The organism is Polynucleobacter necessarius (assembly GCF_900095205.1).
In the GTDB taxonomy this organism is placed as follows: Bacteria; Pseudomonadota; Gammaproteobacteria; order Burkholderiales; family Burkholderiaceae; genus Polynucleobacter; species Polynucleobacter necessarius_E.
Genome location: NZ_LT606951.1, coordinates 459,215 through 472,947 on the forward strand (window position 1 = coordinate 459,215; position 13,733 = coordinate 472,947).

The 13,733-nt window shown below is 45.1% G+C and carries 17 protein-coding genes and 1 pseudogene; 14 read left to right on the forward strand and 4 right to left on the reverse strand.

What is annotated here, in order from left to right; genetic code table 11:
- The first annotated feature begins 152 nt into the window (after positions 1–152).
- The 3 genes and pseudogenes from DXE37_RS02520 (at position 153) to DXE37_RS02530 (ending at position 2,619) form a co-directional block, all read left to right on the forward strand.
- Positions 153–907 (forward strand): annotated as a pseudogene (locus DXE37_RS02520) (2OG-Fe dioxygenase family protein).
- Positions 908–993: 86 nt separating this feature from the next.
- Positions 994–2,286: an acyclic terpene utilization AtuA family protein gene (locus tag DXE37_RS02525; RefSeq protein ID WP_331852104.1), complete on the forward strand. Its 1,293-nt coding sequence runs from the start codon at positions 994–996 to the stop codon at positions 2,284–2,286.
- A 6-nt stretch (positions 2,287–2,292) separates the two neighbouring features.
- Positions 2,293–2,619: an AtuA-related protein gene (locus DXE37_RS02530; protein ID WP_114636480.1), complete on the forward strand. Its 327-nt coding sequence runs from the start codon at positions 2,293–2,295 to the stop codon at positions 2,617–2,619.
- A gap of 13 nt (positions 2,620–2,632) precedes the next feature.
- Here DXE37_RS02530 and DXE37_RS12115 read toward each other — a convergent pair whose 3' ends face one another.
- The 3 genes from DXE37_RS12115 to DXE37_RS12125 are packed head-to-tail and all read right to left on the reverse strand — an operon-like array spanning position 2,633 to position 3,627.
- Entirely contained in the window at positions 2,633–2,965 is a 333-nt protein-coding gene (locus DXE37_RS12115) for a Bug family tripartite tricarboxylate transporter substrate binding protein (RefSeq protein ID WP_331852160.1), read from the reverse strand.
- Positions 2,889–3,425, reverse strand: coding sequence for a Bug family tripartite tricarboxylate transporter substrate binding protein (locus tag DXE37_RS12120; protein ID WP_231970966.1), 537 nt, complete (start codon positions 3,423–3,425; stop codon positions 2,889–2,891). The genes DXE37_RS12115 and DXE37_RS12120 overlap by 77 nt, the downstream gene beginning before the upstream one ends.
- Entirely contained in the window at positions 3,397–3,627 is a 231-nt protein-coding gene (locus tag DXE37_RS12125; RefSeq protein ID WP_231970968.1) for a hypothetical protein, read from the reverse strand. The genes DXE37_RS12120 and DXE37_RS12125 overlap by 29 nt, the downstream gene beginning before the upstream one ends.
- An 85-nt stretch (positions 3,628–3,712) precedes the next feature.
- On the opposite strand from DXE37_RS12125, the gene DXE37_RS11130 reads away from it, so the two are divergent.
- The 11 genes from DXE37_RS11130 to DXE37_RS02585 all read left to right on the forward strand — a co-directional run bounded on the left by DXE37_RS11130 (position 3,713) and on the right by DXE37_RS02585 (position 12,912).
- Positions 3,713–4,279 (forward strand): MFS transporter, encoded by a 567-nt coding sequence (locus DXE37_RS11130; RefSeq protein ID WP_197713050.1) that lies wholly within the window; start codon positions 3,713–3,715, stop codon positions 4,277–4,279.
- A gap of 150 nt (positions 4,280–4,429) precedes the next feature.
- A complete protein-coding gene (locus DXE37_RS11135; RefSeq protein ID WP_197713051.1) occupies positions 4,430–4,951 on the forward strand; it encodes a hypothetical protein in 522 nt (173 codons plus the stop codon).
- Positions 4,952–4,959: 8 nt separating this feature from the next.
- A complete protein-coding gene (locus tag DXE37_RS02545; protein ID WP_114636481.1) occupies positions 4,960–7,389 on the forward strand; it encodes a heavy metal translocating P-type ATPase in 2,430 nt (809 codons plus the stop codon).
- Between the two features lie 9 nt (positions 7,390–7,398).
- Positions 7,399–7,560: a cbb3-type cytochrome oxidase assembly protein CcoS gene (ccoS, locus tag DXE37_RS02550; protein WP_114636482.1), complete on the forward strand. Its 162-nt coding sequence runs from the start codon at positions 7,399–7,401 to the stop codon at positions 7,558–7,560.
- A gap of 185 nt (positions 7,561–7,745) precedes the next feature.
- Complete coding sequence (ccoN, locus tag DXE37_RS02555; protein WP_114637515.1) at positions 7,746–9,188, forward strand: cytochrome-c oxidase, cbb3-type subunit I; 1,443 nt, start codon at positions 7,746–7,748, stop codon at positions 9,186–9,188.
- Between the two features lie 10 nt (positions 9,189–9,198).
- Positions 9,199–9,843, forward strand: coding sequence for a cytochrome-c oxidase, cbb3-type subunit II (ccoO, locus tag DXE37_RS02560; protein ID WP_114636483.1), 645 nt, complete (start codon positions 9,199–9,201; stop codon positions 9,841–9,843).
- 20 nt (positions 9,844–9,863) lie between these two features.
- Positions 9,864–10,031, forward strand: a complete 168-nt coding sequence (locus tag DXE37_RS02565) for a cbb3-type cytochrome oxidase subunit 3 (protein WP_114636484.1) — start codon at positions 9,864–9,866, stop codon at positions 10,029–10,031.
- Entirely contained in the window at positions 10,028–10,954 is a 927-nt protein-coding gene (gene ccoP, locus DXE37_RS02570; RefSeq protein WP_114636485.1) for a cytochrome-c oxidase, cbb3-type subunit III, read from the forward strand. Before DXE37_RS02565 ends, ccoP begins: the two co-directional genes overlap by 4 nt.
- A gap of 12 nt (positions 10,955–10,966) precedes the next feature.
- Positions 10,967–12,424, forward strand: a complete 1,458-nt coding sequence (gene ccoG / locus DXE37_RS02575) for a cytochrome c oxidase accessory protein CcoG (RefSeq protein WP_114636486.1) — start codon at positions 10,967–10,969, stop codon at positions 12,422–12,424.
- Between the two features lie 27 nt (positions 12,425–12,451).
- Positions 12,452–12,655, forward strand: coding sequence for a FixH family protein (locus DXE37_RS02580; protein WP_114637516.1), 204 nt, complete (start codon positions 12,452–12,454; stop codon positions 12,653–12,655).
- On the forward strand, positions 12,652–12,912 hold the full coding sequence (locus DXE37_RS02585; RefSeq protein ID WP_114636487.1) for a hypothetical protein: 261 nt from the start codon (positions 12,652–12,654) through the stop codon (positions 12,910–12,912). The genes DXE37_RS02580 and DXE37_RS02585 overlap by 4 nt, the downstream gene beginning before the upstream one ends.
- A 24-nt stretch (positions 12,913–12,936) precedes the next feature.
- Here DXE37_RS02585 and fnr read toward each other — a convergent pair whose 3' ends face one another.
- Entirely contained in the window at positions 12,937–13,683 is a 747-nt protein-coding gene (fnr, locus tag DXE37_RS02590) for a fumarate/nitrate reduction transcriptional regulator Fnr (protein ID WP_114636488.1), read from the reverse strand.
- Positions 13,684–13,733: the final 50 nt, after the last annotated feature.

Genomic DNA, 13,733 nt, shown 5'->3' on the forward strand with positions numbered 1-13,733 from the left:
CTTGATCTGACGCCCGTACCGACCACGAAGCTGGGCGCTTTACTGAAAGATAAATTAGCAAAATGGGTAAAAATTGTTAAAGCATCTGGTGTTCAATTGGATTAAATAAGTCTAACTGAGCGCTAATTTTTTACTTGACCTAAAATACATTAATGACAACTGCTGGCCTCGCGCCTCCACTAACCCCTCTTAAGCAGATTGATCAAGCTTTGCGTGATGATGGCTTTGTTGTGGTGTTAGCTGAAACTATTGCAAAAATCAGCAAGGTTGCCTTATCTAGCCTTCAGGACTTATCTGGGTTTTGGGATGGTCTACCACGCGATCCTTATTTAAAGGATGGTGGGCGATATCGTTTTCGCCGTCATGTAAGCTATCAAATCAAAGGTGATGAACTCACTGTGGTTCTCCGCACCGAGCGCATTGGCGTCACTTGATTACAACGCGCTTTATGGTGGTATTGAGCGTTGGTTTGAGCCTATTCAGAGTGAGTTATTAAACAATCCAGCTTGGCAATCGGTATTGCTGGGGCTCGCTCATCTTTTGAATGGTTTAAAGCCCGTCAACACTTGGTTTGTCGAAGCGTATCAGTTTCGGATTGATACTACCGATGGGATTGGGCGACCCACGCCTGAGGCGCGCTCACCGAGATGGCGTTGATTTTGTTGCAGTCTTCTTGCTTGATCGCGTAGAAATCAAGGGTGGCGAAACCAGAATATTTGATGCCTCTGGATCTACAGGCTTGCGTTTTACTCTTTCGCAGCCCTGGTCTTTATTGCTCATGAATGATTAACGCATGATTCATGAATCTACACCTATTCAGCCCTTAGCGAAGTACGGGTATCGCGATACCTTGGGGCTAACTTATCGCTCGAATGGCTTTCAAGATTCTCCTAACCGTAGTCAGTAGTAGGTCTTTTTGAAGTGACAGAGATCTATCGTGTTGTTTGTGCTGCTGGATTTTCGGGTGATTGAACAGACGTAGCTAAACCTTTAGTGGACGAATTATTGAGACAGGGTGGGAGGACTAGTTGCCTTATTTTTGAGAGTCTTGCAGAAAGAACGTTAGCACTTGCTCAGTTAGAGCGGCAACAGAATTCTGAGTTGGGTTATGAATCCTTGTTATCAGCAATGCTGGAGCCAATTTTAGTAGATTGCATAAAAGGTCAAATACCCATCGTTGGCAATTTTGGTGCCGCTAATCCAGAAGGCGCAGCAAGATTAATTTCTGTAATTGCAAAAGAAAAAGGTTTGCCAGATATTCGGATCGCTATTGTTCGGGGCGATGATATATCTGCACAAGACTTTCGTCCCCAGTTAGAAAACTTGCTCTCAACTGAGGATAGAAAAACCTTAAATCAAAGTAAGCTAGTGAGCACAAATGTCTATTTAGGAGCTCAAGAAATTGCTGATGCTTTGATGGCTGGTGCCCAAGTCGTTGTCACTGGACGTGTTGCTGATCCAGCATTAACCGTTGGGCCTTTGATGGCGCATTTCAAAAAAGATTGGAATGATTGGGCTTTTCTAGGCGCAGCCACTATGGCTGGACATTTATTAGAGTGCGGGGCTCAAGTTACAGGTGGCTATTTTGCTGATCCAGGCATGAAAGATGTTCCCGGCTTGGCAAGCCTTGGTTTTCCAATTGTCGAGTTTGATGCCCAAGGCACAATTTGTATTACCAAACCTATTGGAAGTGGTGGTTTGGTCAATCGTATGACCGTAACAGAGCAGCTTTTATACGAACTTCATGATCCAGCTCAGTATTTAACTCCAGATGTGATTGCCGGTATTACACAAACGCAGATTACAGATTTGGGAGGAGATAGAGTGCAGGTTACTGGCGTCCAGGGTCACTCAAGACCTGAAAACTTAAAGGCCAATGTATGTATTGATGGAGGCTGGTTAGCCGAGGCTGAAATATCTTATGCAGGATTTAACGCATATGAGCGAGCGCAATTGGCTGCTCAGATTATTCGAGAGCGTCTAGGCGACCTGGATTTACGTATCGATTTTATCGGCTCCTCTAGCGCCTTTGCGAGCGATGCTGGCGGCGGCCCACAATTTACCTCTCAAAATGGGTTTGCTGATATTCGTATGCGGGTAGCCGCTGCTCATCAAGACAAAAATAAGGTGAGTCAAGTATGCAAAGAGGTGACTGCACTGTATACCTGTGGACCCGCAAGCGGTGGTGGCGTGCGTATCAGCCTAAAACCTCGTTTAAATACATTGGTCTGCTTTGTTCCGAGAGAATTGGTGAGAGCATCCTTTGGGTTCTATAAGGGCCAATAGTTAACTATGAGAAAAGCAGCTCCTTTATATCAATTGGCTCATGCCAGAACGGGCGACAAAGGGAATCGGTCCAATATCAGCGTGATCGCTTATCGCCCTGAAGATTTTCCTCTTTTGTTAAAAGAGTTGACGCCAGAGAGGGTGAAAGCCCATTTTGGTTTTCGGAATCCTGGTGCTGTTGTTCGTTATGAGTTACCAAATCTTATGGCTTTGAATTTTGTGATTGATGATGTGCTGGATGGCGGAGTGAACTTATCACTCAATCTAGATTCCCATGGCAAGAGCCTTTCTTATCGGCTCTTGGCGATGGAAATCAATATGGAAAAAAGCTAATTCACTTAGGCTTTTACTCGGGCTCCATCCCCGCTTCTTTAATGGCTTTGGCCCATTTGGTCGTTTCTAGTTTAATTTTCTGTCCAAGGACTTCAGGTGTGCCAGGTTGAGTTTCAAAACCCATGGCAGAAAAGCGATCAACCAACTCTTTTGATTTAGCTGCATCATTAATTGCTTTGTTCAGCTTGTTCACGGCATCTTTTGGCATGCCGGCGGGTCCAAAGGCGGCAAAGAAAGCGATTAGTTCGTAACCTTTAATGCCCAGTGCTTCATTCACGGTGGGTGGCTCCGGAATGGCTGGAGAGCGTTTCAGTGAGGTTACTGCGAGACCGCGAATCTTGCCCAGCCTGAACTTGAACTTGCGGCAATGTCACTGCAAAGTCGGCAGTAAACATATTGACCTGTCCACCAATCAGATCAGTCATGGCATTAGGCCCGCTCTTATAGGAAACGCCAGTCATTTTGATGCCAGCAACGTTTGCAAACATTTCTGACGAAACACGTTGCGATGTACTTGCATAGGCAAAAGTCATTTTTCCAGGATCTGCTTTTGCTAGAGCAACAAATCCATTGAGAGATTTTGCGGGCACATCATTGTTGATGGCAACAATGAGAGGGATTGATCCAAAATACCCAATGAGTGTAAAAGCAGTATCTTGGTTGTACGAAAGATTTTTTACAAGACTTTTGAGCGCAGCATTGGTGCTATTGGTTCCGAATAACAAGGTATAGCTATCTGCTGGTGATTTCGCGACCAAGTCTGCGCCGATCAATCCGTTAGCTCCGGGCCGATTCTCTATGACCACGGGCTTGCCCTAAGGACTTAGCCATCTTCGCTGCAAAAGCGCGCCCAATTTGATCAGTTGCGCTTCCTGGGGCAAATGGAACAATCGCTTTAATAGGTTTTGAAGGGTATGAATCATCCGCTAGCGCTAGTGCGCTGCTTGTTCCCAATATGAGGAAGGCGCAGAATTGCGCTAGACGCCCTGAAAATGGTTTGTTTTTCATTATGTCTCCATTTTGTTTCTTATAGTGTAGCGGGTCTGTGGTGTTCTAGGCGAGTAGAATAAGCCCACGTTTCTACTGACTATTTATGCGCTTACGTTCGGCTGGCTATACCCTTTTGATGCTGATGGCACAAACCTGTGCTTTATTAGGTTTTGCTTGTTGCGCCGTTGTATTGACTACGTTCCAAGAAGAATGGCATCTCAGTAATTTGCAGTCAGGTCTCATTGCTAGCGCATTTTTCTTTGGTTACATGCTTGTGGTGCCCTTAGCTACGGCTCTGACGGATCGTGTTGATGCGCGCAAGGTGTATTTGATTGGCGGTATTACAGCTACTTGCGGTCTTTTAGGTATGAGCTTGTTGGCTTATAACTTTTGGACGGCACTGTTTTTTATGGCCCTCAATGGCGCTGGTCTTGCGGGCACCTATATGCCGGGCCTTAAGATTTTGTCTGATCGCATTCAGTCAGGGGAGTTAACTCGGCACATTGCTTTTTACACCGCTTTCTTTGGTATTGGGACAGGCTTTTCTTATTTGTGTTCTGACTGGATTCTGAGTGCCCTTGGCTGGCACTATGTATTTGGTGTGATTTGCTTTAGGCCCCTTCAGCGCCTTTCTGATTGTGTTGTTGTTGATTCCTGCCCTAGAGTATGAGAGAAGTGGAAGGGGCCAATCAATATTCGTCTGCACGACATCTTTCCGGTCGATAAGTGGAAACTGGTTTTACAAGATAAAAATACCTCTGGCTTTATTTTTGGATACACCGCCCACTCTTTAGAGCTATTTGCTTCTAGAGGTTGGATTGTGGCTTTCTTTGCTTTCTGTGTAGTCGCTTCTGGAGAAACATTCTTTTTGGCCGCCACTACTTTGGCAGGAGTCATTAATTTCTTTGGCGTACCTTCGTCTATTTTAGGTAATGAAATTGCATTACGGGTAGGTCGTCAAAAGTGGGCTTGTATTGTGATGATGACCAGTGCTGTAATGGGCATTACGTTGGCTAGTTCCACAGGGCATTCATGGTGGCTCATTGTTGCTTTAGCAATCGGACATGCAATTTTTATCACGACTGATTCCGCAACCTTAACTGCGGGATTGGTGATTAGTGCGCAGGAAAATATTAAGGGCGCTGCAATGGGATTGCATTCCTTAATGGGTTTTGGGGGTGGTTTACTAGGCCCCGCTATTTTTGGATTTGTTCTAGATATATCTGGTTCACGAACTTCCCAAGTAGCTTGGGTGTGTGCATACATCGTTGTAGTAATGTGGGGCGTTTTCTTCGTGATGTACGAACGCCGAAAAGGTTGGGGTAGTGCAGTACGCACATAAGTCATCAGATGAAACAACAGACCCTCCTTTGCTACCACTGTTCCAGTCCAATCCTTTCGAGTGACTTGATTGAAGCGGAGCTGGGCGGTCAGCGTCGTGCATTTTGCTGTCCGGGATGCATGGCAATTGCACAAACCATTCATGGTGAGGGCTTAGAGGTTTTTTATGCTAGACGATTACAGTCTGGAGAAAAGCCAGAAGCCTATCTCATCAGTAATGAGATCCCAGAAAAGCTGAAGCCTTATGATGATCCTTCACTGCGTGGTCGCTTTACGCGTCCCTATGGAGAAGAGGGGTGCCTTGAAACCACTTTACGTCTAGAGAAAATTCGCTGCGCAGCATGCGTTTGGTTATGTGAGCAACATTTGCGCCGCATGGCTGGTGTAAAGGAGGCGCAAATTAATTACGTGACTCAAAAAGTGATTGTGCATTTTTCGCCAGAGGAAGCCAGCTTAGCAAGATTGCTTTTTGAAATCGAACGCATTGGTTATGAGGCTTGGCCATTTGAGTCCTCATTATCTTTAGATAAAGCAAAGTTAGAGCGACGCAAATTGCTCATGAGACTAGGTGTAGCCATGTTAGGCATGATGCAAGTCATGATGTATGCATGGCCAACGTATGCCGGCGCTGATATCACCCCCGAGTTTGAATTGTTGATGGGGTGGAGTAGTTGGGTTTTAACTGTTCCAGTGATGGTGTATTCAGCAGGACCCATATTTCAAGCTGCTTGGCGCAGTGTGCAGTCGTTTCGGAAATCCCATATGCTGGGTATGGATGCCCCGATTGCTCTAGCTCTTGCATTGGCATTTATTGCTGGAACTATAAATTTAATCAGAGGTTCTGGTCATAGCTATTTTGACTCCATCACAATGTTTGTGGCCTTCATATTGGCAGCTAGATATGTGGAGTTGCTCGCAAGGCAAGATGCTCAAGGTGGTGCTGAGGCTTTGGCAAAACAATTACCCGCAACTTGTGAGCGTGCAATGAATTACCCAAGCTCACAACAGATTGAAGTTGTTCCAGTTGTGAATTGCAACCCGGGTGAAGTATTGCGAGTTTCTCCTGGAGAAGTGGTTCCCGCCGATGGCATCCTCATCGAAAATGCTAGCACTCTAGATGAGTCTTTATTGACTGGCGAAGCTAAACCAGTGGAGAAAAAAATTGGTGATCGTTTGTATGCGGGAACTCATAACATTCTCAATCCTTTGTTTATGAGAATTGATGCAGTCGGTCAATCCACTAGGATTGCGGGCATCGCATCCTTATTAGATCAAGCATTAATTGCTAAGCCAGTCATGGTGAGTCTTGCGGAAAAATGGACCGCTTATTTTGTTGGCTTCTTGTTATTTAGTGCACTTGCTTCATCAGCAATTTGGTTGTATTTCGATCCAAGTCGGGCATGGACTGTTTTAGTATCTGTTTTGGTGGCGAGTTGTCCTTGCGCTTTATCGCTAGCCGTGCCAACCGCTATGGCAGCAGCACAAGGCGCCGTTACTAAATTAGGCTTACTTATCGTACGTGGTCATGTGATGGAAGGCTTAGTGAAGGCAACTGATTTAGTGTTGGATAAAACAGGCACATTAACCATGGGCCGACCCGAACTTCAGGAGATCAACAACCTGCGCGCTGGCTATCGACGTGAGGACGCCTTGGCTTTAGCTGCAGCACTAGAAGCGGGTCAAAGACATCCGTTGGCACTTTCCTTGATGCGTGCTGCTCAAGCAGAAAATATAACCTTACCTTTAATGAGCGACCCAGTAATGAATCAGCTAGGCAAAGGTTTAAGTTCTGGCGCCTATCGCTTAGGAAGTGCTTCGTGGCTAGGAATTGAACAGGGCGTTCAATTAGGGCAATACGGTCAAGTTCATTTAGCAGATTCACAAGGTTTGATAGCCAGCTTTATTTTCTTGGATACGCCGAGACCAGGACTAGAGAAATTTTTAAATGTTGTGAAATCTAGGAATATAAAAGTACATCTAGTTTCTGGAGATGATCGCGCTACCGTTGCATGGTGGGCCCATCATGTTAGTATCGAAAATTATCAAGGAGGTTGTACACCTGAAGATAAATACGATTACATTGAGCGCTTACAAAAAGAGAAGCGTTTTGTTTGGGCAATTGGCGATGGTGTTAATGATGCTCCTTTGCTTGCACGTGCTGATATCTCTATCGCAGTTGGCGCGGGTGCACCTTTGGCGGCTGCAGGGGCTGATGCAATTTTGACTGCCGTATCTTTAGATTCATTAGCCAAAACTCTATTGCTAGCCGATAAAACTCAAACCATTATTAAAGAAAATTTATTGTGGGCTTTAATCTATAACTTGCTTGCTATTCCGGCCGCTATGATGGGCTGGGTCAATCCATGGGTTGCCGGCATAGGCATGTCACTGTCATCACTTGCCGTGACTTTAAACGCCTGGCGGTTACGAAAAGCTTAGACTATAGGGATGGAAAGCCTTTTTCTCCTCATCCCTTTGTCCTTGGTTCTAGTTGGACTATTGGTTTGGGTTTTACGGTGGTCTATCAAGAGTGGTCAATTTAACGATTTAGATGGCCCTGGTCACGCAATATTGATGGATGATGATGCTCCTAAACCCTCAAAAAGTTAGTGAACACTCTCAAAAATAAATATATAAATAGTGGGTTTTAGAAAAGAGGGGTGTTTCTTACGAGGATCCTCTGAATTTGCCCCACCCTTTTTGATATAGATCAAACTCCCTTTACAACCTTACTTTGATAATCAATCCGGTCTGTTTGGATTATGTCGTTGTTTGGTCGCAAAAAAGGAGAAACCATGGGACTTACCGTGGGGAGTAATCAAGATACCTTCAATTACAAGGTTATCAGCCAATTTGCCATTGTTACTGTGCTCTGGGGAATTGTTGGCATGCTCGTGGGGGTCATCCTCGCAGCCCAGCTCATCTGGCCTGAAATCACTTTTAACATTCCTTGGTTGAGCTATGGGCGTCTGCGTCCTTTGCACACCAATGCAGTGATTTTTGCTTTTGGTGGATCTGCCTTATTCGCAACGTCCTATTACATTGTGCAGCGCACGTGTCAGGTGCGTCTCTTCTGTGACAAGTTGGCGGCATTTACCTTCTGGGGTTGGCAAGCGATCATTGTTTCTGCAGCCATTACCCTTCCTTTGGGCATTACAACCTCAAAAGAGTATGCCGAACTTGAGTGGCCAATTGACTTATTGATCACTGTTGTTTGGGTTGCTTACGCAATTGTCTTCTTCGGTACTGTAATTAAACGTAAGATAAAGCATATTTATGTTTCCAATTGGTTCTTCGGCGCTTACATTTTGACGATTGCGGTATTGCACATCGTCAATAACATCGAGATGCCAGCAAGTCTCTTCAAGTCTTACTCGGCATATGCTGGTGCGCAAGATGCGATGATTCAGTGGTGGTATGGCCATAACGCAGTAGGCTTCTTCTTGACCACGAGCTTCTTGGGCATGATGTACTACTTCATTCCAAAACAGGCTGAACGTCCAATTTACTCTTATCGTTTGTCCATTGTTCACTTCTGGGCTTTGAACTTTACGTATATGTGGGCGGGTCCTCATCACTTACAACACACCTCTTTACCTGATTGGACTCAGTCCTTGGGTATGGTGTTCTCCTTGATCTTGTTGGCGCCGTCATGGGGCGGCATGATCAACGGCATCATGACTTTATCTGGCGCATGGTACAAGTTACGTCGTGACCCGCTCTTGAAATTCTTGGTAGTGGCTTTGTCCTTCTACGGTATGTCTACATTCGAAGGTTCCATGATGTCTATCAAGACCGTAAATAGCTTGTCCCACTACACGGATTGGACTATTGGTCACGTTCACTCGGGCGCGTTAGGTTGGGTTGCGATGATTACGATCGGCTCCTTGTACTACCTGATTCCGCGTTTAGTGGGTCAAAAGGATATGTACAGCACCAAGTTAATCGAATTGCATTTCTGGATCGCTACGATCGGTGTGGTGATTTACATCGCTGCAATGTGGATTGCAGGGGTAATGCAAGGTTTAATGTGGAGAGCATTCGAGCCAGACGGAACTTTGACTTACAGCTTCGTAGAGTCTGTTAAAGCAACTTATCCCTTCTATGTCATTCGTTTGTTAGGCGGCCTGTGTTACTTAAGCGGCATGTTTGTGATGGCTTATAACGTCTACAAAACTGTGATTGGTAAAAAATTCATTGACGCTGCAATTCCACAAGCGTCTGTAGCAGCTCATTAAGGATAAGAACATGTCAGAACAACGTCGATTTTTCTCCCACGAAACGCTTGAGCGTAATGTTGGTTGGTTGATCATCGCTATCATTGCGGCAATTTCGATTGCCGGCTTGGTGCAGATCGTTCCTTTGTTTTTCCAACACTCCACAACCGAACCAAGTCCTGGTGTTGAGCCTTATTCCGTTTTGCGTTTAGCGGGCCGCGATATCTATCAACGTGAAGGTTGCTTAGGTTGCCATTCGCAGCAGATTCGTACACTACGCTCAGAGGTTGAGCGTTACGGTCCTTACTCATTAGCTGGCGAGTCTGTATTTGATCACCCATTCCTATGGGGTAGTAAGCGTACAGGTCCAGATTTAGCTCGTGTAGGCGGACGCTATTCAGATGACTGGCATCGGATTCACTTGCGTAATCCGCGTGATGTGGTGCCTGAGTCCAATATGCCAGCGTATCCGTATTTGCAAAAGCCTGTGGCTGATACCATTGCTTCTCATATGGTCGCCATGCGTCGCTTAGGTGTGCCATACACTGACGAACAAATTGCGAACGCGCCTAAAGAGTTGGAAGGTAAGACTGAAGAAGATGCTTTGATTGCTTATCTTCAGGGCTTGGGCGTAAATCGTAGATACATCATTATTGATGAGGTAGTTGCCAAGTAATCCTTGGAAACTGAGAAATTATGCAAAATATCGCGCCCTACCTCTCAGCAATTTCTACCGTGCTTGGCTTGGTATTTTTTATTGGAATCGTTTGGTGGGCTTGGTCTTTAAAAAGACAATCTGCCAATCAAGAATCCGCCGAACTTCCGTTCGATCTTCCCGATGAATTCAGTAAGGATAAATCATGAGTGACTTTCTTGGTGCCGGTTGGAGTGCCTATATCGCCTTAGCAACATTGGTCGGTATTTTTTGGTGCATCTGGTTATTATTTTCACAACGCAAGACTAAGGTCACGCTCAAGCCGGATGGTCAGGTAGACGATACTGGTCACGTGTGGGATGGTGATTTGCGTGAGTTAAATAACCCACTGCCACGTTGGTGGATGTGGATGTTCTTGCTTTCATGCATCTTTGCTTTGGTTTATTTGGTCCTATACCCTGGACTAGGTGCTTATCCTGGCGTTTTGGGTTACAGCACTGACGGTGCTCTCATGAAGTCCATGACAACTGCTAATGATGAGTTGAAGCCTGTATACGCAAAATACGTTCAAATGGATGTCCAACAAATTGCTGCAGATCCAAAAGCACGTGAAATGGGTCAGCGTCTTTTCTTGAATTCTTGTGCACAGTGCCACGGTTTAGATGCTGGTGGTGCAAAAGGTTTCCCGAATTTAACTGATGGTGATTGGCTTTATGGTGGCTCACCTGAAAATATCAAAGCGTCTATTGTTAATGGCCGCGCTGGTGTAATGCCTCCATTCCCGCAATTAGATAGTAGGCAAATTGTGGATGTAGCTAACTATGTACGCAGCCTCTCTGGCTTACCGGTAGATGACTCCAAAGCAGCTCTAGGTGCCGAAGTATTTAAAGCTAATTGCGTCGCATGTCATGGTCCTGAAGGCAAAGGTAATATTGCTTTAGGCGCGCCGAATTTGACTGATAAGATTTTGTTGTATGGCTCTTCTGAAGCAACTATTGTTGAAACGATCACCAAAGGTCGTATGGCTCAGATGCCTGCTCAAGACAAAGTGCTCAGTCCTGAAAAGATTCAGTTGTTAACCGCATATGTTTGGGGCTTATCGAATAATAAGCAACCAACTGAAGCTAAGTAAGCTAAGTCATTAGTGTCAGATATTTTGCCGGGTGGGAAACCTGTTCTGATAGAGGTTATTGAGGAATCTCTTTACGAGGTCCGGCGAAAAATTTACCCACGCTCAGTATCGGGGCTCTTTGCCCGTTGGCGTTTTATTCTTGTTTTTGCAACTCAATTACTGTTTTATGGATTACCTTGGCTGAGTTGGAATGATCGTCAAGCAGTCCTCTTTGATTTAATTCAGCGTAAGTTTTATATCTTTGGTTTAGTGCTGTGGCCACAAGACGTGATCTATCTAACGCTTTTATTAATTCTCTCCGCATTAGCACTATTTCTCTTTACGGCAGTAGCTGGACGTTTGTTTTGTGGCTACGCTTGCCCACAGACGGTGTATACAGAAATATTCATGTGGATCGAGCGTAAGATTGAGGGCGACCGTTTTGCACGTATTCGCCTCGACGGAGAGGAGTGGCCTTGGGGTTTTCGTAAATGGCGCCTCAAGATCACCAAGCATTTTCTGTGGCTTTTAATTGCTTTTTGGACAGGTTTTACGTTCATTGGCTATTTCACGCCAATTGAAACCCTAGGCGAATCTTTATTACATCTTTCTCTTGGGCCATGGCAAACCTTCTGGCTTTGCTTTTATAGCTTTGCCACTTGGGGTAACGCTGGATTTATGCGTGAGCAAGTTTGCAAATACATGTGTCCATATGCGCGCTTTCAAAGCGTGATGGTAGATAAAGATACTTTCCTGGTGACTTATGACAAGGTGCGCGGAGAACCTAGGGGAAGTCGTAGTAAATCCGCTGATCCTGCGGCGCTAGGTCTAGGGGATTGCGTAGATTGCAGCATCTGTGTTCAAGTTTGTCCTACAGGAATAGATATTCGAGATGGATTGCAATACATGTGCATCGGCTGTGGCGCTTGTATTGATGCTTGTAACCAGGTGATGGAAAAGGTGAATTACCCCAAGGGCTTGATTCGTTATACGACAGAGCGCGCCATTGAGGATAAGGAATCCAATCAGAGTGCGATCCGCCATATTTTGCGCCCCCGTGTGTTGATTTACACGGCCTTTATTACCGTACTTACCTGTGCTTTCTTGGTCTCCCTTGCTACTCGAAATCCCCTCAGGGTCGATGTTATGCGCGATCGTGGCGCATTAGCTCGCGAAGTAGATGGAGTACGGATTGAAAATATTTACCGCATTCAAATTATGAATGCTTCTGAGAACCCAATGAAAGTCCGAGTAATAGCTACCGGCCTTGATGATTTGAGGATCTTAAATTCACAAGGTAAAGAGATCTACGAAATTAATGTTGCACCAGCTAGCAATCAATTGCTGCCAGTTAAAGTGAGCACTAATATTGGTCAAAATGCATCTGGGAATTACCCAATTTATTTTGATGTGAGTGCGCAAGAGGGCGTGGGAGATAAGGAAGTAATTAGAACCCGCAATGAGAAATCCACTTTTATTATTCCCCGTTAAGCCAACGGCAATGGAGAGAGGATGTATATGACAGAACAACAGATGAATAAACCTTGGTTCAAACAGCTTTGGCCTTGGTTGTTAATAAGCGGTCCTGCTGTTACGATGACTGGTTGCATCATTACTATTTATTTGGCGATCAACTTGCATGCTGATAAACTATTACGTGATGGTGTGATGAAGCAAGGTTTAAAAGTTGAACAACTAAAAGATGCGCAGGCTCCAAAATGAAGTACCGCTTGCTGATCTGGATCTTGTGGCCATCCTTTTTGGTGGCCGGCATGGCAGAGGGCTTGCTATTTACGGTGATACATCCGCAAGACTTATTGTTCTTTGGTCATCACCCAGAGATTTCTGATGAAGGTATTTACACCATTGGATTTTTTGCGATTTGGATCTTCTGTGCAGTGTCTAGCGCATTAACTGCTTACATACTGCCTGGTATTGAGGCGCCAGAAGGCAAAGAAGTCAATCGGGGCTTAATTTAAACCTGTTTCATTGGAAACTCAGGGCTAGCGCAAACCCATGAGACGATCTGGGTTTGGGATGCCCGCTAGTTCATAAAGACCATTCATATCGATTAGCTTGATATGACGCTGCTTAATTTGAATCAGACCTGATTCTGCGAAGCGTGAAAGCATGCGACTCACAGTTTCAATTTGGATGCCTAGATAGCTACCAATGTCATTGCGACTCATACGTAAGTCAAATTCATTGTTGAGGTAGCCACGGGCTGCTAGGCGCTGCGAAAGGCTTAATAAAAAAGCTGCCAATTTTTCTTCTGCGCGCATCGTACCAAGTGAAAGCAAATGGCGTTGATCCTGAGTCAGTTCGCGACTCATAATTTTGTAAAACTGGTTTTGAAGGACCGGTATTTGACGGGCTAAATCTTCAAATGCTTCATAACGAATAATGCAGACTTCACTTTCTTCAAGCGCGATCGCATCCGAGTGGTAGTGACCATCACCAATTCCATCGAGCCCTAAGATTTCTCCTGGTAGATGAAAGCCAATTACCTGCTGCCTTCCATCTTGAAGGCAGAATTCTGTTTTAAGGGTGCCGAAGCGAACGCTATAGACCGAACTTAGCGGATCGCCATGGCGGTAGAGGTTTTCTCCTTTTTGGAGATGAACGCGTTCTTTGACTAGAGAGTCAATTTTGGAAACTTCGCTACTGTTGAGCCCCACTGGTAGACAAAACTGACCCAGAACGCATACTGAGCATTTACTGGTGGGGGTATCGGTGGGCTTGTAATTCATATTTGAGTGGATCTATACGAGCAGTTTATTCTATTAATATGAAAATCATC